The following is a 25,891-nucleotide window of genomic DNA, read 5'->3' as shown; positions in this document are numbered from 1 at the left end:
CAAATTTTCTATTTTAACTTCTAAAGTTTTTTCTACCTTGGTTGCCCCTTTATATAAATAAAAAATTAAGCCGCTTAAGTGACTAAATCACTTAAGTGGCCAATTATTTTACTAATTAAAGCTGTTATTTATTTTTTAATTGATTTACTGCCTCTTCTATTACAGCCTTTGCATTTTTTATTACCTTTTGAGCCTCAACTCTAAATATAGCCTTATCTTTAAACCTATTTTCTTCTTTAACTGCGACATCAGCTGCAAATATAACTAAATCTGCCTCATTTGCTTCTTTTTGAGATATTTTGTTTTCTATACCTATTGATCCTTGTGTTTCTACTTTGATACTATATCCTAAGCTTTTTGCTGCTCTTTCTAATGCCTCTGCAGCCATATAAGTATGTGCTATCCCTGTTGGACAAGCTGTTACTGCTACTATCTTCATTTGTCTCACCTCTCTATATTATAAAACTTATTCCTCAACAACTTCAACATTCTTCTTTAATGCATTTACCATAAGTGCTGTCACAATAACACCTACAATAACAGCCAATATAAACATCAATCTATTATCTACAACTGGAAGAACTATTGGTCCACCATGTGGAGCATGATCCCCAACTTTACCTATAGCAGCAATTGCTGCACCTACTGCTGAACCAGTCATTATGGAAGGAATTACTCTTAATGGATCTGCTGCTGCAAAAGGAATTGCTCCTTCTGTTATACCAATTAACCCCATAGCAATTGCACCTATACCTGCTTCTTGCTCAGCCTTAGTATATTTTTTCTTGTTTAATAATGTTGCAACTCCCATTCCAAGTGGTGGTATACATATAGCTACAGCTACTGGTCCCATTATTGTTACTACACCTTCACCAATCATAGCTGCTGCAAACATAAATGCTACCTTATTAACTGGTCCACCCATATCAAACGCAATCATTGCTCCCATTATGAGTGCTAATACAACTGCGTTTCCAGTGCTCATTGACTTTAACGTATTAGTTAAACTTGTCATTAAACTACTTATTGGAGAACCTATAACATAAATCATTAAGAAACCTACAATTAGTGAAGTAAGTAAAGGTATAACAAATATTGGCATAATAGGTCTTAAGTTTTTATGAACTTTCCATCCTTTAATCCATCTTGCAGTATATCCTGCTATAAATCCTGCAACAATACCTCCTAAAAAGCCTGCCTTAAGATTGTTTGCAAGTACACCACCTACAAGTCCTGGAGCAATCCCCGGTCTATCTGCAATACCAAATGCTATAAATCCTGCAAGTACTGGAACCATCATACTAAAAGCTGCTACTCCTATGTCCATCATACTTTTTAACATAGGATTTGTAACTACAGCACCCTCTCCTGCTTTAACACCGCTTAGTGCAATTGAAAATGCTATAAGCACACCACCAATAACTACTATTGGTATCATATAGGACACACCAGTCATCAAATACTCTCTGATTTTCTTTAATTCTTCTTTCATTTTAAATCCCCCTCATTAATTTAATATTTATTAGAACTAATAAGTCCTGCTGTTTAAATTGAATTCAAAATATCCATAACTTCATCTTTTGTTTGGGATCTTCTGAGCTTGTCTACAAAAGTGTCATCCATTAACTTTCTTGAAATTCGTGATAAAATCTGTAGGTGTAAATCATTCGCATCTTTTTCAGGAACTCCTAACAAAAATACTAAATCAACCGGTTTACCATCTAATGATTCCCATTCAATTTGTTGATTAAGCTTTGCAAAAACCATCATTGATTCTTTGACAGAATCTGTTTTACCATGAGGTATTGCTATACCATTTCCAACTCCTGTTGTAAATAATTTTTCTCTGTCTAAAACAGTTTGTACATAATCATTAACAGATGTAATTTTGCCTTCAGCAAATGCTAACTCTGCTAATTCTTTAATTACCTCCTCCTTTCTATTTGATTTTAAATTCAATACTATTAAATTTTGATCAATCACCATTTAAAACTCCCCCTATTATTTGTTTCGCTTCTAAGATTTCCTTTGAAGTTTTAATTTTTTTTATAAAACTTTTATCTTCTATAGCATTGTAAAGATTCTTAAATAGAAATTTTCCTTCTTTTAAATCCTTTTGTGCTATGCTTATCATTAATATAACATCCACATATTCATTACCCCATATTATGGGTTCTTTTAAGGTTAGCAACGATATTTTTGATTTTTTTACCAACTCAGGATTTGCATGTGGTATAGCTACACCATTTCCAATAGATGTATATGTCATTTTTTCTCTTTCTACTAAGTTTTTATAGTATTCTTTATCTACATAGTCTCTCTTTATAAGTTCATTTGATAAAAACTTTAACACTTCATTTTGTATTTTAAAATTACAATTTAAAAATATCAAATCTTCATCAATAATCTTCTCTACAAAACACTTATTATCTTTTTTGTTTTTCATATAATTAATGTAATACTCTATTTTTTTTATGTCAGTTTGAGTTAGAATTGGCTTTACTTGTACCACTGGCTTTATGCTATATATAGGTATAGTAGAAATTATAAAGTCAATTTCATCCAGTTTAAGTTTTTCAAGCTCTAAATATGATACTGTATCAACTATATCAATTTCTCTAAAACTTTTTTGTATTCTGGCAGCCAATAGCTGTGATGTACCTATTCCACTTGAACAAACAACAAATACTTTGAATGGTTTTATATTTCTCTCAACAGCTGCACCTATATGTAGTGCTATATATCCAATCTCTTCTTCAGGAATTTTTACACCTAAATATTTATTAAATACAGTGCTGGCCATCCAAGCTACACCAAAAAACTCTGAATAATTTTCTTTAATTTCATTTAAAACTGGATTTCTCAAGGCTAAACCATATTTTAATCTGTTTATTGTTGGCCTTAAATGTAGTATAAGTCCATTTAATAGTTGTTCATCTTTTTCTAAATAGGTACCTAATGACCTCTGTGCAATATCAATTATTTCCTTTGCCATCACAACAGACAAATCATCTTCTTTTATATTGTTTACTAAATTAAACACATCATCCTTTTTATTTTGTTGCATTTTTGCTCCAAGTATATGTAGGAGAATATAGATAACTTCTGATTTTGGGAATTTTACGCCAAATGCCTTTTCTATATTTTTAGTAACCTCTAACGCAACATTAAATTCTTCCTTTTCCTTAATTTCATAAACTATATCTTGCGGTATATTTATATCATTACCTTCTTTTAACCTTTTGATAGAAATTGCAATATGAATTATAAGACTTATAAAAGCATCATCAGTAAATCTAACTCCCATTTTTTCTTCTGAATTTTCTACTATTTTTTCTAACAATTTATAATCTAAATCTACCAACTCTTTTAATTTTTCAATTGTTTTAAAATCTAATCTTGTTGTAATATTGTTAAATAAAATTTCTTCTAATTCCTTTTTATCTTTTTCACTTACAATCAAATGTGCTATTGCATTCCTAAAATTTTCTTCATCGCCAATTATTTGTATACCATAATTTGTCTTTTTAATGAGTTTAAGATTAAAATTCATTAACCATTTTTGTACATAATCAATATCTTTATGAATTGTAACTTTACTAACATACAATTCCTGTGCAAGTTCTGCTATTGTTATATTAGATTTTTTAATTAATAACCTTTTTATAATATAATCTCTTCTGAACTCTGGAGTATATGGTTCTATAAAACTACTTTTAAATTTATAATTTTGTAGTAACTCTACTCGTTTTTCTTCATCAACTTTTATTCTTATTCCATACCTTGGCTTCTTTTCAACATAAACTCCTTTATTAAATAGAATTTTTTCAACTTCCTTCAAATCATTTCTAACTGTTTTATTTGATACATTTAATTTTTCAGCTATTTCATCAATTGTTATATAAGACTGATTTGTTTCCAATAAAATTTCTACAATTTTATCCACTCTATCTTGGCTCATATTTATCCCCTTTTTACCACATTGAATATGGTAATACTTATTCAATTAATTTTATTTTATTTACATTTCTTAATTATATTATATTTCTAAAAATATAGTTTTTTCAATACATGTAACCTATATTTATATTTCCGCATTAATGTGGTAAATGTTTATTAATAACAAATAAAATAGTTTTATTATAAATATTCCCATAAAATAAGTGATATGGCAACCATATCACTTATTTTTACTTCATTTTAAAAGAACTATATACTTTTTTTATAACTTCATCTATATCATTTACAAATTTTGCTCCAATAAAAAGAGTATATATATGATTATCTCCAAATACATAAATATTTTTAATCTTACCATTTGTAAAAGGATTATCAAAAGAAGAAATTAAAAAATTCAATTGATTTATTTCTATATCTTCAAAATCAAATCCCTTGCTTTTTAAACTATTTTTTATAATTTCAATTGCTTCTTTTCTTGTTATATTCTCACGCAGCTGTTCTTTATTTATTTTTACATATAAAGGAGACAATATCATGTATAATTGTGGAGGCAGAGCTCCATGATAAATTATTATTTCATTTTTTTCTAAATTTTTTATTGTCATAAAATCCTTTGGAAAATCAATACTAAAATCATCTGATTCAAATGTCTCCCACTCATCAAAATTAAATTGTTTGTCTTTTTCAAAATATTCCATTTATATATCCTCCTAAAATTTATTTTAATAAGCTGTTTAAAAACAAAATCATTATAAACAAATCAAATTCCCTTCTAATAATTTTGCTGTATCCATACTACAAGTTGTAAAAATCACCTGATGCTTCTTTGAAAATTCCTTTATAAGCTCTGCTGCCTTTTGTTTTCTGTCTTCATCTAAATCAACTAAACAATCATCTAACACTATAAAAGTTTCATTGTCAAACATATTTTCAATCAGTGCAAACTTAAGTGCAAGGGCAACAGTATCATACGTTCCTGTTGATAATAGGTCTACTGAAAGATTAGATGCATCATTTCCTATTTCAAACTCCAATGATTCATTAAAGTCCTTAACCTTATACTTATTGCCTGTTATATATGCTAAATATTTATTAAAGCTATCTACAATTGGATCAAAGGTATTACTATTTATATCATCTAAAGTTTCATCTATTAACTTCTTTAATTTAATTAAATTTTTTGCCTTCTTGAGATAATTTTTATAGTTTTCCTCATATATCTTTATTTCTTCCTCAAGGTCCTTACTTGATTTTTTATTTTGAAGCTCAAGCTCTATAGTATAGTATTGTTGTTGAAGTTTTCCCCTCTCTCCAAATAAGTTCTGCTCCTTCTCCTTAATATCATTCAAATACTCATTAAACTCCATAACCGAAGTAAATCCTTCTGGAAGTGGTTTTAGTTTTTCAAGTTCCTTATCCAACATTTTTATTTCAGACATAATATCTACTAACCTATTAAATAGCTCATCAAAAGACTTATACTTATTCTCCCATTCCTTTAAAGTTGACTCTATATTTTTTATATCTGCTAATATTGTAATCTTCTTATTATCTAATTCCATCTTCTCTCTTCTTATCTCATCAATTGATCTTGTTATATTAACATTCCCTATATCAACAAGCCTCTTTTCTAACGCATCTATTGTGTCTTCACCTAAAACAATCTGTATCTCATTCTTTTTATTCACTATTTCTACACTTAATTTGTTTCTCTTTGTTGCAATCTCCCTTGCCTCATCAACATCCTTAACCCCAAACTTTTCTAAAATACCTGCATAATCAGTCTTTAACTTTATATACTCTTCCCTTATCTTTTCTACGTCAAAATCCTTAAGTTTTATCTCAAAATCAAAATCATCTGTTTCAACCTTTGCATATCCCTTTGCAGTTGCCTGAACCGACTCTTCTACTCTGCTTTTTTCCTCTAAATCCTTTGTTAAATATATAGGCTTTCTATTTTTTATATTTATACTTACTGTAAACTCACCTAAATTTATTTGGTTTTCTAACCTTTCTATATCTCTTTTTATCTTTTCAAGTCCTCTAACATCCTGTTCTGAAATCTCCTTTAATTCATCAAGCTTCTTTTTTAAATCCTCTACTTGTTCAAGTTTTTCCTTTACCTGCTTTAACTTCTTTTCTATCTCTTCTTTTTCCTTTACCTTTAGGTTTTGTTCCTCTTCCTTTATTAGATTTTTAATATTCTCTTCAACCACCGCCAATTCTTTTTTCTTATCATCTAATTTAGTTTGATACTGTGGCCAAATTTTTTGAACCTCAATTAGCTTATCATATTCAGCTTTTAGCCTATCCTTTTTAGGTTCAATCGCTGCCCTTTGTAATGCATCCTTTTCAAAGGCCCTTAGCTCATCTAACTCCCTTTTGACAACACTATATTCCTTTTCTAACTCCTTTAACCTCTTTAAAACTTCGTCCCTGTCGTCCTCTATCTTTATTACTTCCTCAAGCTCTAACTTTGCCCTTTCTTTGTTATAATAACTCCCTAAGATTAATCCAACATTTTTAACATACGGATTATTTATTCCCCTATTATTAAGAGGTGCTTCTCTATCCATATCCCAGCTATTTGTCAATTCCTTGATTTCATTATCTATATTAGCCTTTAGATCCTCTATAGATACACCATCAAGCTCAAGGGTTGATGTGCTTACAAATTCAAATATAGAATTTTTTATATCTTTATCCTCTGCAATTTTTTGTATAGATTTTTTAAAATCCCTCTGTCTTTGAAACACAAGCTTATTATATGTTGCCTCCCCTTGGGAGAATATTTTAAGTATCTCTTCCTTTATCCTTTTTTCATCTGATATTTTTATTCCCTTTATTTCTAAATATGATGATGGATTTTTATCAGACCACTTTTTACTTATTTTCAAGTCAACCCCATCATTTTCAATCTCTAAAAAAGATTCTGCAAAATCACCATTTGGATAAGGAAAAAACAGCTTCTTAAATTCCTTATCCTCCTTACTTCTACTTCCTAATTTTGCATCCTTAAAGATTGTGTTTGAAATTGCCTCGACAATTGTACTCTTTCCTGCCTCATTTTTACCATATACTACATTTAGGCCATCAGAAAACTCCACCTTCTTATCCCTCAAACCAGCAAACTGTCTACATTCTACCTTCTTTAGCTTCATTTTTTCACCTCCATTATCTTTTCATAGGCAAGTTCTAAAAGTTCTTTATCATCTATTTTGCTTAAAATTCTATGTGGAAGTGAACCTATTGAAAACTCTTTATCTATCTGGCTCTTATCAAATTTCTTTCTTATATTATCGCTGTATTCAAAATAAAAGAGCTTCTTTGATAGGTCATCAAAGCACTTTTTTCTTTCATCACTATAATCGCCTTCAATACTTCCTGAAAAAGAAACTCTTACAATCTTAAACTTAGGATTGTCCTCTAAAAGCCTGTTTTTATAATCCTCAAGCTCCTTATATGAGTTAATTATGCATTTATCATCTAAAAATCTATATGTACCTGTTTTAACCTTTACTGCACTAAAACTTCCTTTACCTACAACATCTACAACCCAAGCATACCCCTCGTGTCTACAATCAAGTCCATCTGGCTCTGGAGTACCTGGAATTAGAAGCTTTTCATTTTTAATCTCATCTGCAAAGGGATAGTTTATATGCATATGACCTACAACAGCCATATCTACTCCTAAAGAATTTATTTCATCAATGCTCATACTAAAATATTCATCCTTCATATCTGGTGAAATACCCTTTATTGAACCGTGGGCAACAAGTATGTTGAAGGCATCCTTGTCAAAATCCCTATGCTCTTTTATCCAGTCAAGCCTATTTTCCTTTGAGTGTTTTAAATCGCAATATGCAGGATATAGAACAACCTTTTCATCGTTTATTTCAAGTTCATAGGGTTTATACTCATTTAAAAGTATTATATTTGTATCCTTTATGTTGTTTATAAATGTTACCCAAAAGTTTGTAACATTGAAAAAGTCGTGATTTCCTGGAAGAATTGCAACATATTCACCGTGGAATTTCTTTAGTATAGATATGATTTCGTCTATGTATTTTCTATTTGTATCTGCTGCACTTTCAAAAAGGTCCCCTGCAATTAAAAATAGGCTGCAACCTCTTTCATTTGCTATGTTAACCATATTTTCTAATGCTCTAAACCTTGCCTCCTGAAGTTCTCTACTTACATTATCAATATAGTTTTTGAACTTCATACCAATATGTAGGTCTGAAGTTGCTAAAAAACTAAATCCCATCTAATCATCCCCTTTTACTTTAGTCTTTTTACAAATAAATACAATAATACATATATCATACTATAATTAATCTTATCACTTTGAAAATTGTTACGCAAAGGTAATTTATTGACAATATATGACACAAAGGGGACCATCAAAGACAGTCCCCTTTAAACTATATTTTTCTCAAAATAACGCTAAACCAGATTTCTTATTGCGTATTTTTATTAAGTAATTTCAAGACTATATATAAATTAAATGATAGATATAAATATTTAATATATTATCCCACATTCATTTAGAATGTCTTTAAAATTATCAATTAAATAATTGTATGCCTTTGGATGAGTTTCTTTTAATTTTTGAAATCTATTATTTTCAGTCTCTAAATGAACACCGAATCCACAATACATACATCCATTTCTCGTATATCCCATACTATACAAATTTGAAATTTTAATATTTTTTCTCTCTATATATTCATATATATCATCCTCAGTCCAAATACTAAGTGGTTTACTAATTAATGTTTCTTTACTTACAAAATTACATCCATATTTAATCCAATCATTAGTCCTTCTTCTGCTCTCTTTTGCTAATGTACCAATAAAAACTCCTTTTAGTCCAAGCTTTTTTTCAACAGATTTTATAGGCCTTTTTTTGAGTACATCACAACACTTATCAGAAATATTATAATTTATATAATCAATGTATTTTTTAAAATTTCTTTCTATATACTCATAAGCATTTTTTCGAGTAATTTCCGATTTTGCTCTTCTATATGTCCTTATTGCACAAGCTACTTCTTTCGAAAACATAGGATAACCATACTTTTCAACAACCTTCTTAAAATTCATACATTCTCCTTTTTTGTTATAAGGAAGAACAGTAATTAAATTCATATTATTAAACTTCTTCTCCCATTCTATATGTTCAATTGTTTCAGGATATTCATTGGTTGTATTAGAAAATATATGTAGTATATTAGGATATTTAGTTCTAATTATATGAGATAAAACTGTTGAATCTTTCCCTCCGGAATAAGAAATGTAAATAAAATCTTTTCCACATTCATATATGGCATCCTCAATTACTTTGATGGTTTTATCAATTTTTAATTCAAGAGGCATACGCTGCATAACTATAAGTTTATTCATTCTTATTTTATATTTTTCAGTATCTCTTACTGTTATATTTTCATTTACATCATTATATATATTCTTAATTTTATTTTCTATACTTTCATTCATCATATCACTCCTTAAAGTTAATTTTATTTTTTGTTTATTATTTAAATTTATCTTTATATTATGTATAATATAAAAAAATATACTTGTTATAAAAAATTTTTTAATTACAAGTTTACTTAATTTGGTTTATTGAAATAATTTAATTAGACAACTATAATTAATGTGGTGGGGTGTATATATGTGTGAGAGTTTTGGCCAAAGAGTTAAAGATTTAAGAACAAAAAGGCAGTCTGAAAATAAACAATATTGGAGCCTTCAGGCACTTGCAAGTAGAATTGGTATATCAGCACAAGCACTAAGTTTAATAGAAAACGGTAAAACCCAAAATCCCAATATGGATATTATAAAAAAGTTGGCTATCGAATTTAATGTAACTACAGATTATCTTATATTTGGAAACAATAAACAAACAAGAGAACTCATACTTGAAATTCCTTCAGACTATAACATCAATATAAAAAATGTAAAAATAATATTAAAAGATAAGTGAGGCGATTATATTGTCAAATAATTTTTTAGATAACAATTCAATAGATGTTATTCTTGATGAATTGAAAAGAGTTTATCTTAATGATAATAGACCTTGGATTTTAGGATATAGTGGTGGAAAAGATTCAACAACTGTCCTACTACTTGTTTTTAATATGTTACTAAGTCTACCAAAAGAACAACGTCATAAAAATGTTTATGTTGTTTCATCTGATACACTTGTTGAAAATCCAATTATTTTAGAATACCTTAAAAAGAATATTAATCTAATAAATTCATCCGCTAAAAGCAATGATATTAATTTATCAGCTCATCTTGTTCAACCAAGAATTAACAATACATTTTGGGTTAATGTTATAGGTAGAGGTTTCCCTACACCAAAATCTAAAAAATTTAGATGGTGTACAGAAAGACTTAAAATACAACCATCTAATGATTTTATTTTAGAAACAATTGAAAAAAGTGGTGAAGTTGTAATTTTACTTGGTGTTCGTAAAGCTGAAAGTGAAGCACGTAGACAAAGAATAGAAGCACGTAAAATTGATGGATATTTACTAACACCTCACGAAACTATAAATGGTGCATATGTATATAATCCTATTGAAGATTTAACTACTGATGATGTTTGGAATATTTTGTTGAATTATTATAAAAAGACACCTTGGGGAACTGATAACTCTGAATTATTTAAACTCTATTCTGATTCTGATGGAGGAGAATGTCCGTTTGTTTTAACAACAAGACAAAGTGACAAAAATATAGAAATTCCATCCTGTGGTCAAACACGTTTTGGTTGTTGGATTTGTACAGTTGTTCAAGAGGATAAATCTTTAAATGGTTTTATTAAAAACGGAGAAGAATGGTTAATACCACTTGCAGAATTCAGGGAATGGATTTTAAATATAAGAGATAATCCTGAATATAGAGAAAAGCATAGACGTGATGGTACAGTATACAAAACCAAAACAGGCGAAACTGGATTTGGTCCCTTTACATTTAAAGCTCGCCAAGAAATATTGAGAAAGTTATTAGAAACTCAGAAAGAAGTAGGTTATGAATTAATAACAATTGATGAATTAAAAGAAATAGATAAAATATGGGATGAAGAAGAAGATTTAACAAGATCAATTTTAATAAATTTGTATAAAGAAGTAATGGAAACTAAATTACCTTGGCATGATTTTAAAAGTCCATTATATGGTGATGATGTTATAGATTATATATATAAATACGCAAATAATTATGATATTCCAGAAAAGCTTATTAAAACATTATTAATTCAAACAGAAAAATTTAAACATTATTCAAATAAAAATCAATATAAAACTGTCATTAGAAAAATATTAAACCAAAAGTGGTTACATCAAGATTTGGACGAGGAGATAGAATATGATAGTTATTAAAAAAGTAATCTTAAAAAATTTTAGATCCTATGAAGGTATAAACGAGTTTGATTTATACGTAAACAAACCTAAAAATATTATTTTAATTGGTGGAGAAAACGGTGCTGGAAAATCTACTCTATTTGAATCCATTAAAATTTGTTTATATGGTCCTTTAGCTTATAATTATCAAGGCTTTCATTCTTCTTATATTAGTAAAATAAAATCAAATATAAATAATAATGCATATAAAGAAAACACAATAGAGGCATATATAGAACTTCACATAACTATTGAGGAAGGTACGGAAAAATCAAATTGTATAATTAATAGAAAATGGATAATCTATAAAAATAAACTTAGTGAACATTTAAACATTATAAAAAATAATGTATTACTTAATGAAGAGGAAACGGAATACTTCTTCAATTACTTAATGACAAGAATACCACCAGAAATTTTTAATTTTATTTTCTTTGATGGTGAAAATATATCTGATTTCTTTACATCTAAAAACTATAATATTCATATAAGACAAGCATTGTTAACCCTTTGTAATTTAAATAATTTTGAACTCCTAAAAAAACATTTAATTCTAAATACAAAAGAAATTAGTTCAAATATTGACATTGCTAAAGAGAAATACAATGAATTTGATAAAGTATCAAGTAATTTAGATAAACTAATAAAAGATAGAGATGATTTAAAAGATGAAATAGAATATAAAAAACAACAAATAGAACAAATAGATATAAAATTAGATCTAATACAAAAGGAATTTAGAACATCTGGTGGTTTACTATCAGATGAACGTGAAAAAATATTATCAGAAATAACTTATTTAGAAAAAAGACGTGATGAAATAAATCAACTAATAAAGGATTTTTGCAATGACACTTTACCATTTTTAATATTAAAAGATAATATTATCCAATTAAAACAACAAATATACTTCGAAGATGAATACAATGCTTATTTAAAGCTAAAAGAAAAATTAAACACCCAAACATTAATAAATACATTTAAACTATCTAATATAAATCTGGAAAACGTTGATGAAATTGCTATAACTTTTGCTGAAAACTTACTTGGCAATATTTTTAATTTTAGCAAAGACTTCAATATGTTACACTTGTTATCATTAGATGATAAAAGCAATGTTCTTGAAACAATTAATAATGTTTTAAACCTTGATGCTAATTATATTAATTCATTATATAACGAATTAAACGAAATATCAGATAAAATATCCAACTACAAGCAAATTTTAAATAATCAAGATGACAATTTACTATCAAATTTTATTAATAATATTACAGAACTAAATAATCAAAAGGCTGAAGTTTTATCCCAATTAAATAATTTAGAAGATAAATTATCAAATATTGAAACTGAAATTGAAAAACAAATAATACTTAAAGATAAATTATATTCGCAATACTTAGATATATTAAAAGAAAACAATATTAAAGATATTTCAATTAGAATATTAAATATGCTAAATGATTTAACTAATGAAGTTATAATTAATAAAATTAAACAAATGGAACAGAACTTTATGTACATTTTTGAAAAATTACTCAGAAAAAAAGGTTTTATTACAGATATTGAAATATTGCAAGACTTTACAATAAACTTATACACTTCAAAAATGTATAATCTTTTTGAAATAAAAAATATAATAAACAACATAGGTTTTGATGAACTATCTAAAAAATATGGAAATAAATTTATACAAGACTTATATTTTAACCTTAATGTATCAAATTATGATGAGTTAATTTCAAGACTCAATGAAATTAATCAAAACTCATTTTTAATTTTAAGAACACGAATAGATGTAACTACGCTATCAAATGGTGAAAGACAAATTTATATTTTATGTTTATATTGGGCACTTATTAAAACATCAAATATCAAAATACCGTTTATAATAGATACACCATATGCAAGAATAGATGAAACTCATAGAAATAATATTACTACAGAATATCTACCTAATATAAGCAATCAAGTAATCATTCTATCTACAAATAAAGAAATTGATAAAGATTCTTATAAAAAAATAGAAAACTATATATCACAAAAGTATTTGTTAGAATTTAATACAAAAGAACACAGAACAATTATTCATAAAGATAAGTATTTTTTCGAGGTGTAAAATATGGGATTTAGATTAGTAACATCTAAAAAAACAGAAGACATTTTTTTAGAATTAGGGGCAAGGTCAAATTTAAAACCATTCGCTCTTGCTAAAATTGCAATTGCACTTTCTTTAACAAATAAAGAAAACATTGAAAACTATCCTTTAGATCAATCTAAGGGGTTAGAGCTAAATATTCAAACAATAACAGGTAAATACAACGCCATATATAAATGCCTTTTAGAACAACACGCTGGAAGACATCTAACCGATGATGAATATTGCCCTGATCATTTAAAAAGACATATAGATAGAGGGGCTGAAATGCTGATTGCAAAATACAATTATGCTACTAACCTTGAAAGATTTATAAACTTATGCATAAAAGGTGGTAATGCTATATGATATATTTTGATAATAATGCAACAACACCAGTTGATCCTGAAGTTTTAGATGCAATGCTCCCATATTTAAAAGAAGAATATGGAAATCCATCAAGTAAATATTATACTAAAGCCGAAAATTCAAAAAAGGCGGTAGAAGAAGCAAGAGAAAAATTAGCTAAATTAATTAATGCTTCACCTGACGAAATAATATTTACAAGCTGTGCATCTGAAAGTAATAACTTTATAATAAAAGGAATAGCTGATTATAAAAAGTTTATAGAAAATAAAGGTAATCATATAATTACGTCAAAAGTTGAACATAAATCGGTACTTCAAGCTTGTAAATTTCTCAATGGAGAAATTTATATGAATAAACAAAAGAAAAAAAGGTTTAATCAAGAATCTTCAAAAATAGATAGGGGCTATTCTGTAACTTTTTTAGACGTAAATGAATATGGACAAGTTACAGTTGACAATCTTAAGAACTCTATTAATAACTCTACAATATTAGTTTCTATTATGTGGGGAAATAATGAAATAGGTAGTTTAAATGATATAAAATCTCTATCCTGTTTATGTAAAGAAAAAGGAGTTTTATTCCATTCAGATGCTACACAAGTACTTGGGAAAATAGATATTAACGTTAAAGAAGTTCCAGTAGATTTTCTTTCATTTTCTGCACATAAAATATATGGACCAAAAGGTATTGGTGCATGCTATATAAGAAAAGGTAAGTATTCTCTTCCTGATATAACATCACTAATACATGGTGGAGAACAAGAATATGGATATAGAGCAGGTACTTTATCAGTTCATAATATAGTTGGATTTGGAAAGGCTGCTGAAATAGCACTTAGAGATATGAATAATTATATTAATAAAATAAAAGAATTGGAAATTGAACTTAGAAAAGCATTAAAAGAAAAAATTAAAGATATTAAATTTGTAGGTCACCCTGATGAACACATACCTGGTGTTGTACCTGTTATAATTCCAAATAAAATTAATGAAATGTTAATTAGAAACATATGCAATGAAGTAGCTATTTCATCTGGTTCTGCCTGCAGTTTTGGTGAACCATCTTATGTACTTGAAGCAATAGGATTAGGAGAGTATGCAAGTAATTTTGTTAGAATAAGTTTGAATAAATATAATAATTTGGATGAAATAAATACATTTATAGAAAAAATTTAAACTCCATAAAATATGGTCTTGCTCTTTTAAAATTAAGCAAGACCATATTAATCTTTAATACTCTAAATTATTTATTATCTTCGTGCACTCTAAATAACTTATCTGCCCAAGATAATAAAAGTTCTTTTCTTTCTTCATATTCCTTTATAGTCCAATTTGAATAATTACATAATTGTCTATTAAGTTTTATATTTGAGTTATTATATTGATTCTTTTTTACACTAAATATATTATTACTTGCATTTTTATTGTCATTTGGTCACCAAAAACTTAAATTTGGTAAATTATTTTTTACTTGTTCCAAATTGTTATCTATATCTTGATCTTGTGGAGTCTGAGGATATATATGTTCAATTTCTATTGCTTTTAGATTCCATACAGATTTAGTATTTGATATAATTTTTTTATTTTTACCACTTACATCTCAGGAAATATTACTAATTATTAAGTAATATTATATGAGCCTAATTTGTATTATTAATCAAATTCGTAATAAGAAAACTACAACGTTCAACAAATTTTTGTTCGGTAGATAAGATATATTAATTTAAACATTTAATAATCTTTTTAAAAAAGAGTCTTAAGATTTTTATATTTAGAGCTTCTTTTTATTTAGTCTCATAAAATACATAAAAATATACTTGTCGAACATAATAAAAAATCATAGTAAGGCTTTATTTCCTTACTATGATTTTTAAAGTACTTAATTTTTTGACATTTATAATTTATATATAACTATATTTATAAAATATTATCTAACACATTGTTATAGAATTTAATCAATTCACTCTTTATTAGTCCTAATATTATTGAATTATTTTTTTTAATAAATTTTGCCGCTTCATCACTAAGATTAATATATTCACTTGCATTAAAAAATTCATATAAATAACCATTGGTATCACCATAAAGAGCTCCAATAACATATTTTTTACATTCATTCTTAACTTTACTAATAATTTCATTCTTTAATTTGTCTGGTATTTGGTGAAAATTTAATTCTGCTAAATTTTTATCTTCATAAATATATTCTTCGAATATTTTTTCAACCTTAGTTTTCCCATCTCTTACCCCTTTATCACAATTAATCAAACCAAAATTTTTAAAAATATCCCAATAATATTCAGTGAACTTTAAAAAATTACATCATATGTTATATGATTTTCTTCGCTATCTATATAACATTCAATAATTGATTTTTAAAAAAATAATTTATAAGTAGTTCTTTTAACTGATTTAGTTGAAAAAACATTATTAAAAATTGCCCATAAATTTTCTTCTGTTACTACTTCCTTTTTTAATTTCCCTTCTTTTAATTTCCAACCTTCCATAAATCCCCCTTAGCAAAAATGCTAATTTTATATGATAACAATCATAAATCATTTAATGCATCATCTAACAATGTTGATAAATCTTTTTTAATTGTAAAATCTTCTTCATCTCTAAAAGTAATAATTATCTTTTTTAAATCTTCAATATTTGGTAATGGATTATTAAAATAATTATTCACAATTATTTCCATACCTCCATTTGCATATTCTTCTATTAGAATATATTTTTCTTCTTCTCTTTCTTTTGTTAATATACTTAAATCCATATTTTCACTTAATGCTATGATATCCATAATATTTTTATCATTCTGATCAAAATATTGCAATTTTATAGGTTCTCCCGCAGTTTTCGCAAATGGCTTTTTATAACCTTTCATAAATCCAATTATTGCTGAAATTATATATAAATCTTTCATTGTTGAAAAAATACTATCCGGTCTATTTGCTAATAATTGGAAATATTTTTCAAATTCTTCGGATTTGTTTAAAGAATTTTTCATATTTTCATCTCCCTTATTATCGTATATTCGCCTTCTGATTGATCTTTTGAAACTTCATCAATCATTTTATACATTTTTCCTACTTGATCTATAATATTTTCTTCTACCTCTTTGCTCCATTGTTTATCAGATACTATGATTATTACTTGTGATGCAAGTTTGCCAATATTTGCTGCAACATTTGCTGTATGAACATAGTCTAAGTATCCAAAAGGTGAATCCATAACAATAGGAAAATCACCACCTGCAAAATCTGAAATTATACTACTATTCATTTTTTCCTTTGAATAAGATATTAACGCCCCAATAAATGCTAAACTAGCCACCTGTCCTTCACCTGTAGAAAGAACTTCTGATTCATTATTATTCTTTAATTCACTAACAATTTTTAATTCAAAATTTTCTGTAAGAATAGGTTTCCTATAATCCTTACGTGTCATTTGTGCAAACACTTCTTTTATTTTTTTATCTAAATTTTGTCTTGTAGTTAAAATAAATAATTCTTGAATTTCCTTATTTAATTGTCCTATCTTCTGTACTACTTCTCTTTGTCTTTCTATTTTTCGTGCTTGTTTACTTTCTAATTTTATTTCTTTTAGTTTATTATCTAATTTCTTTATTTCTTTTTCTGTGTCTTCAAGCATGAGTTGTATTTGTCCAATTTTTCTATTAATTTCTGATAATACACTTAAATATTTTTCTCTCAAATTTTCATATGTTTTTATTTGCTCTTCAGGTGATTTTTTTAACTCTTCACTAATATTTTTAATTTTATTTTTCTTTTGCTCTATTAATTCTTTTAAGTTCATTTCTTCTTCAATTAATTTATAAAATTTATTATAAAATTCATTATTAGCTTTTTTTTCTTTTATTTCATTTATAAAAGCAGTTAACTTGATATATGCACTATCTAATTCAGTTTGTCCTGCTACTTTCATCAAATTATAAACAATATCATATTCTTCACTACCTTCAATGAGAGGTCTACCACAAATACATCTTTTTCGTTCCAATAAATCCTTAACAAATTGTTTTTTGATATCCGATGGTAATTCTCCTTTTTTTCTTTTTTCTTCTAATAAAGATTCTATTTTATTAACATAATTTGATATAATATATAATTTAAATTCTTTAGATATTAAATTTATCAAATTTTTCTTATTAGACTCTAACGATTCTTCATGTTTTTTTACTTCAGTTTCTAATGTTTTCCTCTCATTTTGTTTATTTTTAATTACATCTGAGTTATGTTGCTGTAAAAATACATCAATTTGTTTCAAATTCTCTTTTATTTGATTTTCATTTTGCTTTAAATCTTCTAAATCTTTATTCAACTTTTCTTTTTCATCTAATTTACTTAAATATAAATTGTTAATTTCTTCTTCATCTTTGTTTAAATACTTATTTTTTTCTCGTGATAACTCTTGATTTAGTTTTTCTAAATCGTTATTAATTAAATCTAAAACTGTTAAGCCTAAAATATCTAATATTGCTTTCTTTATTTCCTCTTTCCCATCAATTTGGGCTAATCTATTTATTCTTTCTCCATCAAAAAAGAAAAATCCTCTTAATTGTTTTGGTATAATATCTTCGAAAAATCTTTCAGCATATTCAATCTTAGTTTCGTTACCTTTATCATTTGTATATGTTATGTTTAAATATGGTTGACCAGTTTTTATTAATTGTCCATTCTTTTTAATAAAATTTTGTTTTCTTATTATAGTATATAGAACATTTTTATCCTCAAACTCTATTTCAACTAAAGCTTCAGCTAATTCTCCTTCTTTAAGTTCTTTTGATTTTCTATAATTTAACATATTATCTATAGTTAATGGAAATATAACATCACCATAAAATCCCCAATAAAAAGCATTTAATAATGTAGTTTTACCTGTTCCATTTTCTCCTCTTAAAATTGTTACATTTTTATCGTCATCAACAGAAAATAATATTTCTTGTCTACCGTAATACCTAAAAAAGTTATTTAACACAACCTTTTTAATTTTCATCTTTTACCACTCCCTCAATTAACTCCTTAATTTTTTCTCTAACTTCATTTCTCTTTACCTTATTTTTTCTTCTTTTACCAAAACAGTTATTTTTTTATACACATTAATTACTTCAGTATCATATTTTTTTAATATATTTGCTATTGCTTCTTTTTCATTCATAATTGTCCCTCCCTATGTTAGATTATTAAACTATACATATTCCAAACTTGTAAAATTTTATTGTAAGCCTCTAAATTATTAATTGCCAATTCAGCAAACTCCTCAAATCTTTTAAATTCTTTTTCTATAATTTTTTGTTCTATCCTTATTAACTCAATATCCATTTTTTTTATTTGTTCTTTATCTAAAGTTGGTACAACAAAAAAGTCATAGATTTCAGCATACTCCTTACCTTCAAACTTTCTTAAAACACGTCCTCTTCTTTGGATAAATTCCTTTGGATTTGAACTACTTGATAAAATAAATGCTCTTCTTAGTTGCGGTATATCTACCCCCTCATCTAAACACCTAATAGCCGTTAAGGCTTGTAAATCTCCTGATGCAAAGTCATTTAAAATTCTATTTCTTTCTTTTAAATTCTCTTCAGCTGTAAATGTATGTGTTTTAATACCAATTTTAAATCTTAATATTCTATTTACTTTTTCTATAAATTTTTCATCATTATTAATTTTATCACCACAATAAAAAATATTAAAATAAGTATCTTTAATTATATCTTTCATATCTTCTAATTTTTTTAATTTGTTTTCTGCTGACGTTAATATTTTAGCTCTTTTTATTAATAAAGCCTCTAACTGTTGACAATCTTGTTCTTCTTTATTTAAGTTTACAATTTTACCAATTTTTTTAGTTAATTGAAAGTATTCTTCTTTTTCGTCATCAGTTAAATCTACAAAAATAGGATAATAATAATAAGGTGTTAAATATCCATCTTTTATTGCCTTTTGTAAAGGAAATTGAAATATAATTCCATTTTCAAAATAATCAATTAACCTTTTTATGTTATTTTCATTATAAAAACTATTTAATGTAGCAGATAATCCTAATTTAAATTTAAAGTTTGGTAATAAGCTTAACATTGCATCAGTTGCACAATGGTGCATTTCATCTATACATAATATAAAATCTTTATTTATGCGTTTAAATAAATTTTGAAATACTTCTTCTCTAAATGTAGAATTAGTTGTTATAATAAATAAATTATTCATATAATTTGAATTAAACATTTCTATTTTATATTGTAATTCATTATACCATTTACTTTTTGATTCATAGCATTTAATTGCTGTAATATTAAACTTATTTAAAACTTCATCCCATTGTTCAAGTAATACTTTATATGGAACAATTATTAATATTCCACAGGGAATTTTATTTTTATTGTATTGTTCTATTAGCTTGACCATTGCACTTATAGCTGTTATAGTTTTTCCAGTACCAGTTGCCATTTCAAATATGCCCTTACCTTCATTCTTAATCCAATTTTTTATAGCTTCTTTTTGATAATCTCTCAAAACTATATAATCAGGTATTTTTACTTCCTTTATTACTTCATCCGAATAATTATTTTCAATATAAATTATTGGCTTGGTATTAGTCCTGAATTTTAAAATCCTTTCCTTTAATGCTTCAGGGAACTCAAATGTTTCCCAATTATTATTTTTGTTATTCCATATATTGTTAAATTTAACTTCAAGATGATTAATTCTTTCTAAATCTCTATCTTCCCAAGAAAAAAACGCATTAATAGATTCATAGTTATCTAACATAGCAGTTTCACTTTCATTCATTGAACCATGAAAACCAATTTTATTATTAAATTTATCATAAATTAATCCAAATTTATCATGAAAAATCCCATAATTTAAGAAATCCTTTCTAACAACAATTTTAATATCTAATCTATTTTCATATATTAACCAAGCTAAAAAATTATATTGATCCTTAAATTGAATATTTTCAAAATCAAAATTTCTTAATAAATTTGAATATATAATATTCTTTCTATTTTCATATCCATTTTTTATTGCTTCAATATCTTCTTGAGATAAATTTGGTGATACTAATAATTCCATTTTCCCTTCATTAGATAATAAAGCTTCTATTCCTTTTGAAATTAGTATTAAAGAAGAACTTGAAAAGAAACCAGTTGCTCTTCTGTATAAAACTGCTTTTGATAATGCTTTATAATAAAAATCTTTTACTATATCATCATTATCTGTACTATAATAAATTTTAAAATTTTCATTTATGAATGACATTTTAATCCCCCTTATTTATTAAATAAAAAATTCATTAATTACATCATGTATAGCATTTTCTTGTTTTTCATAACTAATTTGATTATTTTTACTATTATTATTTTTAAAATTACAGCTACACCACACTTTAAATGTTTCTTTAATATGCTCAATGATTTTATAATTAAACCCTTTATATTTATATAAAATATTAAAGTCAAAAGTAAATAATTCCACCATATATATATAACCTTTTTCTTTCATTATTTCATTAAAATTTTTATACATAGATTCCCAGTATACATTTTTGATTAAGTCATTACTTATAATTAATCCTTTATTATAACTATCAATATAAAATTGTAATTCTTCATCAATATAACTATTTGGATTTTTAGAGTTATTATATTCTTTAATATTATAATTAATTTCATTAATCAAATTATTAATATAATCATATTCTTCATCAAAAGAATTAAATATTAAACCTTCTAAACTGCTTTTATATTGAGTTGAGAAATAATTTACTTTTTGTATAATCTTATATACATTAATCTCTTTATCATTGTATAAATCTTTATTTTCAATAATATAATTCAAAAAATATCTATAAAACTCTCTTTTCATATTTATATCATCCTTTAAATCAAATATTTTTACAGATGAAATTATAAATATACATTTTAAAAATATAAAAATACTTTTACTTGTATTTTACAAAATTTTTATATTTATTTAAATAGATAAAATATATAAAAATTATATTTTATTGTGATTTAATAAATTTTAACAATTTCAAGTTAATTAACTTAGAATAGCCTAATATATATATAAAATGTTAATTTATGATGTATTATTCACATATACAAAAACTATAAGCAGCCTTGCGGCTGCCTATCCATTACAACAATATTAATGATGCAATATAAATTGATATTATTGTTACTATACCCATAAGTAGAGTTGCAACTGTTTGTGTCTTGTAGGCTGTTTTTACATCCATTCCACCAAATTGAGATACTACCCAGAAGTAGCTGTCGTTTGCGTGGCTTACAGTCATCGCACCTGCTCCTATTGCCATAACCACAAGAACTCTTGCAACTTCAGAAGTAAATCCGAGTGTTGGAAGTAGTGGAAGCATAAGTGCTGATGTTGTTAATAGTGAAACTGTTGATGAACCCTGTGCTGTCTTTATTGCCGCAGCAATTATAAATGGTAGGATTATACCTATGTTTAGGCCTGCTAATGTTTGTCCTAAATATTCGCCTACCTTTATCTCCTTTATAACATTTCCAAGTGAGCCACCTGTAGCTGTTATTATTAAAATCATTGCTGAATCCTTCATAGCCTCCTGTATCCATTTGTTCTTTGTTTCCTTATCTACATTTGGTATTAATAAGAAGGCAAAGAACATACCAATTAATAGTGCATTAACTGGAGTTCCAAGGAAAACAAATAGTTTAAATATTAATCCTTTTCCAAATGGATTTCCTGGAAATTTTGCTATTGAACCTAATGCCATTAAAATTATTGGAACAACTATTGGTGCAAAGGATTTCCAAGCACTTGGGAGCTTGCCATAGTTTTTCATAACCTCTTCATAGCTAACATCATCTGTAATATTTGAACTATATTTTGATGCAACCTTATTTGCATAAACATTACCTACAATTAGTGCAGGAATAGAAAGAATAAGACCAAAAACAATCACAAGAAGAATATTATTTAGCTCTAAATTTGAAGCTGCTGCGATTGGCCCTGGTGTTGGTGGAACCAAAACGTGTGTTGCATACAAACCTGTTGAAAGTGCAATTGACATAGCAACCATTGAGGTCTTTGTCTTTTTAGCAAGTGCCTTGTTTAGTGGTGTTAAAATTACAAAACCACTATCACAAAATACAGGAATCGAAACAATATAACCTATTATACTCATTGCTAAAGTTGGCCTCTTTTCACCAACAAGTTTTATAACCGTCTCTGCCATTTTAATTGCCGCACCTGATTTTTCAAGTATTGTTCCAATTATTACACCAGCTATAATCACTATACCTATATTTGTTAAGGTATTTCCAAACCCCTGTGTAATTATTGTTGTGATTTTATCGTAGGGTAGTTTTGCAGCAAAGGCAAGTAAATAAGAAGCAAATATAAGAGCTAAAAATGGATTAAGTTTAAATTTTGATGTTGTAACTACTATAAAAACAATGGCAAGTAAAAGAACAAATACTAAATATGGACCTGACATAAATCCCCCTCCTTATATTTTAAGCCTTAAAGGCTTTTATACACCTAAATACCCTCTCTGAAATATTTTGAATTAATACTGCTGCCTCCTTCACAGCATAATCTAATGCCATCGGCTTGTCTAAAATGGAAAATACACTTGTAACCCCCATATCATAAAGTGCATCAACATCCTCAACCGCTCCTGCAATAACAATTAAAGGTTTGTTATACTTTTTGCAGAGCTTTGCTACACCATATATCGTTTTGCCATAGGCTGTTTGGGCATCTACCTTGCCTTCTCCAGATACAACAATATCTGCTCCCTTTACCTTTTCTTCAAGATTTAAAACATCCATAACTATATCTACACCGCTCTTTAATTTTGCATTTAAAAAGGCAAGAAGTCCTGCACCAAGCCCACCCGCTGCCCCTGCACCAGGGTAGTTTATTATCTCTTTATTAAATGTATTTTCAAGTAGCATTCCAAAATGGCTCAAATTTTTTTCAAGTATTTCAACTACTTCCTCAGATGCTCCCTTTTGAGGCCCATATACTCTGCTGGCACCATTTTCACCAATCAGAGGATTTTTTACATCACAAGCAACAATAAATTCACTTTCATATATCCTTTTATCTATTTTAGTTGTATCTATATAACATACCTTCCCAAGCTCTCCTCCGCCAAATCCTACTTCATTCCCAAGAGAGTCGAAAAATTTTACTCCAAGTGCCATTGCCATACCAGCACCTGCATCGTTTGTAGCACTTCCTCCAATGCCAATTATAAATTTTCTACATCCCTTATCTAAGGCATCTAAAATCAGTTGGCCTGTTCCATAGGTTGTTGTAAAAAGAGGATTTCTTTCATATTCCTTCAAAAGATAAAGTCCCGATGCTGCGGCCATTTCTATAACTGCTGTCTTGCCATCACCTAATATCCCATAAAAGCTGAGTATTTGCCTATAAATAGGATCTCTTACAATAGTTTTTATTATATTTCCCCCTGTGGCATCTACTAATGATTCAACAGTCCCCTCTCCTCCATCTGCCATTGGGACATTTTCTATATCTATATCATTAAAAACCTTTTTTATTCCTATCTCTATATTTTTACATACTTCCATTGCTGAAAGACTTCCCTTAAATTTGTCTGGAGCAATTAATACCCTCATATAACCACCACCTATATTAATTCTATTACTCTTTATAAGACTATAAAATGTAAAAATTATATAATTTTTTAAGGATTTAGAATTTATTTTTTGTACCAAAAAAACAAATATCCCTATGAGCTGGATATTTGTTTTAAAGCAATATAAAAATATATTTTCATACATTCAAAGGGGTCCTTTATATTTACATTGCACATTTTTTCTATTTTATCAAGTCTATATTTTATTGTATTTGTATGTACATAAAGCCTTGCTGCCGTTTCCTTTATATTCATACCTGTTTCAAAGTAAACCTTTAAAGTAGTCAGAAGTTCTACATTTTTATTTAAATCAAAACAGTTCGTCTTAAGTTCATTTATGTACAGCTTTTTTATATATTCAGGAACGTCATCTAACATTAGATAAAGTAAAGAGTCCTTATAGTATAATATTTCCTCATTTAATATTCTTCCTATTTTAATAAGCTTATTGGCTATAGTAAAGGATATATAATAATCCTCTACATCTTGACATTCCTTCCCTATTCCGATATTAAACTTAAGTTTGTATTTATTATATATTTCCTTTTGAATACCTCTACTTAAATCTAAGGGGTTTTCATTTTGAGTTATTATAACAAACCTATCCTCTGAAATGTTGTAAATTATATCTTTTTTAGAAAGTTTTAATTTAATGTCGTCTATAATGCTCTGCTTAATTTGTTGTACATCAAATTCATTAAGGGAATTTGCGTTAATATAACTATTAAAGGTTATTATATCAAGTACAATAATGTATCTTTTTGTTTTTAAATTAAAACCTACAATTTCTGCTCTATGCTTTAAAACAGAAAGCTCCTCCTTCTCAAAGGCCTGCTTTTTAAAAAGTTCCTTTGTGAAGTTTTCGATGGCTCTTGATTGAAAGGTTTGAAATTTGTTGTTTTCATATTCTTGAACCATAAGCTCCACAAGCTCTTTTATAATCTTACCAAAGCCTAATACCTCATTAGGTTCTCCTGTAATTCCAACAACACCGATAACCTCATCATTATTAAATATGGGGATATTTATTCCTTTTTTGCTTCCTTTATATAAATGTTTATTATCATCGCATATTATTACTTCCTTTTTAAAAGTTGCAGCCTCCCTCGCACCTTCGTGAAGGGTTCCAATTCTTCCTTCATCACCCGATGCAATTATTATTCCATTTATATCCATTATATTTATATTTTTACCCAATATATACATTAATCTATTTACTATCTTTTGGTAATCTTCCTTAGAAAGCATTATTGTTCCCCCTCTAAAAAATAAATAGTAAAATAAGGCGGTAATATTTGCCTTATCCTACTATTATAATATAATCCCCTTTGAAATTG

The 25,891-nt window shown here is 27.0% G+C and carries 22 protein-coding genes and 1 pseudogene; 5 read left to right on the top strand and 18 right to left on the bottom strand.

What is annotated here, in order from left to right; genetic code table 11:
• Window positions 1-124: 124 nt before the first annotated feature.
• From JG776_RS02105 to JG776_RS02070, 8 genes are all read right to left on the bottom strand, one after another.
• Entirely contained in the window at window positions 125-439 is a 315-nt protein-coding gene (locus JG776_RS02105; RefSeq protein WP_027308524.1) for a PTS fructose transporter subunit IIB, read from the bottom strand.
• A 27-nt stretch (window positions 440-466) separates the two neighbouring features.
• The gene (locus JG776_RS02100; protein ID WP_291964222.1) at window positions 467-1,492 is read right to left on the bottom strand and encodes a PTS fructose transporter subunit IIC; all 1,026 of its coding nucleotides are present in this window, start codon (window positions 1,490-1,492) and stop codon (window positions 467-469) included.
• A 53-nt stretch (window positions 1,493-1,545) separates the two neighbouring features.
• Window positions 1,546-1,986, bottom strand: a complete 441-nt coding sequence (locus JG776_RS02095; RefSeq protein WP_291964220.1) for a PTS sugar transporter subunit IIA — start codon at window positions 1,984-1,986, stop codon at window positions 1,546-1,548.
• Window positions 1,976-3,961 carry a BglG family transcription antiterminator gene (locus tag JG776_RS02090; protein ID WP_291964218.1) on the bottom strand — a complete coding sequence of 662 codons (1,986 nt, stop codon included), beginning with the start codon at window positions 3,959-3,961 and terminating at the stop codon, window positions 1,976-1,978. The genes JG776_RS02095 and JG776_RS02090 overlap by 11 nt, the downstream gene beginning before the upstream one ends.
• Window positions 3,962-4,190: 229 nt before the next feature.
• On the bottom strand, window positions 4,191-4,658 hold the full coding sequence (locus tag JG776_RS02085; RefSeq protein WP_291964217.1) for a hypothetical protein: 468 nt from the start codon (window positions 4,656-4,658) through the stop codon (window positions 4,191-4,193).
• Window positions 4,659-4,709: 51 nt separating this feature from the next.
• On the bottom strand, window positions 4,710-7,121 hold the full coding sequence (locus JG776_RS02080; protein ID WP_291964215.1) for an ATP-binding protein: 2,412 nt from the start codon (window positions 7,119-7,121) through the stop codon (window positions 4,710-4,712).
• On the bottom strand, window positions 7,118-8,227 hold the full coding sequence (locus JG776_RS02075; RefSeq protein WP_291964213.1) for a metallophosphoesterase: 1,110 nt from the start codon (window positions 8,225-8,227) through the stop codon (window positions 7,118-7,120). The genes JG776_RS02080 and JG776_RS02075 overlap by 4 nt, the downstream gene beginning before the upstream one ends.
• 257 nt (window positions 8,228-8,484) lie before the next feature.
• Window positions 8,485-9,459 (bottom strand): phosphoadenosine phosphosulfate reductase family protein, encoded by a 975-nt coding sequence (locus JG776_RS02070; protein ID WP_291964211.1) that lies wholly within the window; start codon window positions 9,457-9,459, stop codon window positions 8,485-8,487.
• A gap of 178 nt (window positions 9,460-9,637) precedes the next feature.
• On the opposite strand from JG776_RS02070, the gene JG776_RS02065 reads away from it, so the two are divergent.
• The 5 genes from JG776_RS02065 to JG776_RS02045 are packed head-to-tail and all read left to right on the top strand — an operon-like array spanning window position 9,638 to window position 15,053.
• On the top strand, window positions 9,638-9,949 hold the full coding sequence (locus tag JG776_RS02065) for a helix-turn-helix transcriptional regulator (protein ID WP_291964209.1): 312 nt from the start codon (window positions 9,638-9,640) through the stop codon (window positions 9,947-9,949).
• A gap of 10 nt (window positions 9,950-9,959) precedes the next feature.
• Entirely contained in the window at window positions 9,960-11,351 is a 1,392-nt protein-coding gene (gene dndC, locus JG776_RS02060; protein ID WP_291964207.1) for a DNA phosphorothioation system sulfurtransferase DndC, read from the top strand.
• Window positions 11,338-13,491, top strand: a complete 2,154-nt coding sequence (locus JG776_RS02055; protein ID WP_291964205.1) for an AAA family ATPase — start codon at window positions 11,338-11,340, stop codon at window positions 13,489-13,491. Before dndC ends, JG776_RS02055 begins: the two co-directional genes overlap by 14 nt.
• 3 nt (window positions 13,492-13,494) lie before the next feature.
• Window positions 13,495-13,878: a DndE family protein gene (locus tag JG776_RS02050; RefSeq protein ID WP_291964203.1), complete on the top strand. Its 384-nt coding sequence runs from the start codon at window positions 13,495-13,497 to the stop codon at window positions 13,876-13,878.
• Window positions 13,875-15,053, top strand: coding sequence for a cysteine desulfurase family protein (locus JG776_RS02045; RefSeq protein ID WP_291964201.1), 1,179 nt, complete (start codon window positions 13,875-13,877; stop codon window positions 15,051-15,053). The genes JG776_RS02050 and JG776_RS02045 overlap by 4 nt, the downstream gene beginning before the upstream one ends.
• 67 nt (window positions 15,054-15,120) lie before the next feature.
• Here the strand turns inward: JG776_RS02045 and JG776_RS12400 are convergent.
• The 10 genes and pseudogenes from JG776_RS12400 to JG776_RS02000 form a co-directional block, all read right to left on the bottom strand.
• Window positions 15,121-15,450, bottom strand: a pseudogene (locus JG776_RS12400) (HNH endonuclease family protein).
• A 344-nt stretch (window positions 15,451-15,794) separates the two neighbouring features.
• The gene (locus JG776_RS02040) at window positions 15,795-16,145 is read right to left on the bottom strand and encodes a hypothetical protein (protein WP_291964200.1); all 351 of its coding nucleotides are present in this window, start codon (window positions 16,143-16,145) and stop codon (window positions 15,795-15,797) included.
• Window positions 16,146-16,252: 107 nt separating this feature from the next.
• Window positions 16,253-16,384, bottom strand: a complete 132-nt coding sequence (locus JG776_RS02035) for a hypothetical protein (protein WP_291964198.1) — start codon at window positions 16,382-16,384, stop codon at window positions 16,253-16,255.
• Window positions 16,385-16,425: 41 nt separating this feature from the next.
• Window positions 16,426-16,884 carry a hypothetical protein gene (locus tag JG776_RS02030; RefSeq protein ID WP_291964195.1) on the bottom strand — a complete coding sequence of 153 codons (459 nt, stop codon included), beginning with the start codon at window positions 16,882-16,884 and terminating at the stop codon, window positions 16,426-16,428.
• Window positions 16,881-18,893 carry an AAA family ATPase gene (locus JG776_RS02025; protein ID WP_291964193.1) on the bottom strand — a complete coding sequence of 671 codons (2,013 nt, stop codon included), beginning with the start codon at window positions 18,891-18,893 and terminating at the stop codon, window positions 16,881-16,883. The genes JG776_RS02030 and JG776_RS02025 overlap by 4 nt, the downstream gene beginning before the upstream one ends.
• A 179-nt stretch (window positions 18,894-19,072) precedes the next feature.
• A complete protein-coding gene (locus JG776_RS02020; RefSeq protein WP_291964191.1) occupies window positions 19,073-21,157 on the bottom strand; it encodes a DEAD/DEAH box helicase family protein in 2,085 nt (694 codons plus the stop codon).
• An 18-nt stretch (window positions 21,158-21,175) separates the two neighbouring features.
• Window positions 21,176-21,763: a hypothetical protein gene (locus JG776_RS02015; RefSeq protein ID WP_291964189.1), complete on the bottom strand. Its 588-nt coding sequence runs from the start codon at window positions 21,761-21,763 to the stop codon at window positions 21,176-21,178.
• A 274-nt stretch (window positions 21,764-22,037) separates the two neighbouring features.
• Window positions 22,038-23,381 carry a GntP family permease gene (locus JG776_RS02010; RefSeq protein ID WP_291964187.1) on the bottom strand — a complete coding sequence of 448 codons (1,344 nt, stop codon included), beginning with the start codon at window positions 23,379-23,381 and terminating at the stop codon, window positions 22,038-22,040.
• Between the two features lie 19 nt (window positions 23,382-23,400).
• A complete protein-coding gene (locus JG776_RS02005) occupies window positions 23,401-24,534 on the bottom strand; it encodes a glycerate kinase (protein WP_291964185.1) in 1,134 nt (377 codons plus the stop codon).
• A gap of 113 nt (window positions 24,535-24,647) precedes the next feature.
• Complete coding sequence (locus tag JG776_RS02000; protein ID WP_291964182.1) at window positions 24,648-25,802, bottom strand: sugar diacid recognition domain-containing protein; 1,155 nt, start codon at window positions 25,800-25,802, stop codon at window positions 24,648-24,650.
• Between the last annotated feature and the right edge of the window lie 89 nt (window positions 25,803-25,891).

Origin of the sequence: Caloramator sp. (assembly GCF_020054765.1) — a bacterium.
Classification (GTDB): Bacteria; Bacillota; Clostridia; order Clostridiales; family Caloramatoraceae; genus Thermobrachium; species Thermobrachium proteoclasticum.
The sequence above is the reverse complement of the archived record's forward strand: the minus strand, read 5'-3'. Positions and strand labels throughout refer to the sequence as shown.

Coding starts and splice junctions, on each gene's coding strand:
- JG776_RS02105 (WP_027308524.1), bottom strand. CDS start 439: ATGAAGATAGTAGCAGTAACAGCTTGTCCAACAGGGATAGCACATACT.
- JG776_RS02100 (WP_291964222.1), bottom strand. CDS start 1,492: ATGAAAGAAGAATTAAAGAAAATCAGAGAGTATTTGATGACTGGTGTG.
- JG776_RS02095 (WP_291964220.1), bottom strand. CDS start 1,986: ATGGTGATTGATCAAAATTTAATAGTATTGAATTTAAAATCAAATAGA.
- JG776_RS02090 (WP_291964218.1), bottom strand. CDS start 3,961: ATGAGCCAAGATAGAGTGGATAAAATTGTAGAAATTTTATTGGAAACA.
- JG776_RS02085 (WP_291964217.1), bottom strand. CDS start 4,658: ATGGAATATTTTGAAAAAGACAAACAATTTAATTTTGATGAGTGGGAG.
- JG776_RS02080 (WP_291964215.1), bottom strand. CDS start 7,121: ATGAAGCTAAAGAAGGTAGAATGTAGACAGTTTGCTGGTTTGAGGGAT.
- JG776_RS02075 (WP_291964213.1), bottom strand. CDS start 8,227: ATGGGATTTAGTTTTTTAGCAACTTCAGACCTACATATTGGTATGAAG.
- JG776_RS02070 (WP_291964211.1), bottom strand. CDS start 9,459: ATGAATGAAAGTATAGAAAATAAAATTAAGAATATATATAATGATGTA.
- JG776_RS02065 (WP_291964209.1), top strand. CDS start 9,638: ATGTGTGAGAGTTTTGGCCAAAGAGTTAAAGATTTAAGAACAAAAAGG.
- JG776_RS02055 (WP_291964205.1), top strand. CDS start 11,338: ATGATAGTTATTAAAAAAGTAATCTTAAAAAATTTTAGATCCTATGAA.
- JG776_RS02050 (WP_291964203.1), top strand. CDS start 13,495: ATGGGATTTAGATTAGTAACATCTAAAAAAACAGAAGACATTTTTTTA.
- JG776_RS02045 (WP_291964201.1), top strand. CDS start 13,875: ATGATATATTTTGATAATAATGCAACAACACCAGTTGATCCTGAAGTT.
- JG776_RS02035 (WP_291964198.1), bottom strand. CDS start 16,384: ATGGAAGGTTGGAAATTAAAAGAAGGGAAATTAAAAAAGGAAGTAGTA.
- JG776_RS02030 (WP_291964195.1), bottom strand. CDS start 16,884: ATGAAAAATTCTTTAAACAAATCCGAAGAATTTGAAAAATATTTCCAA.
- JG776_RS02025 (WP_291964193.1), bottom strand. CDS start 18,893: ATGAAAATTAAAAAGGTTGTGTTAAATAACTTTTTTAGGTATTACGGT.
- JG776_RS02020 (WP_291964191.1), bottom strand. CDS start 21,157: ATGTCATTCATAAATGAAAATTTTAAAATTTATTATAGTACAGATAAT.
- JG776_RS02015 (WP_291964189.1), bottom strand. CDS start 21,763: ATGAAAAGAGAGTTTTATAGATATTTTTTGAATTATATTATTGAAAAT.
- JG776_RS02010 (WP_291964187.1), bottom strand. CDS start 23,381: ATGTCAGGTCCATATTTAGTATTTGTTCTTTTACTTGCCATTGTTTTT.
- JG776_RS02005 (WP_291964185.1), bottom strand. CDS start 24,534: ATGAGGGTATTAATTGCTCCAGACAAATTTAAGGGAAGTCTTTCAGCA.
- JG776_RS02000 (WP_291964182.1), bottom strand. CDS start 25,802: ATGCTTTCTAAGGAAGATTACCAAAAGATAGTAAATAGATTAATGTAT.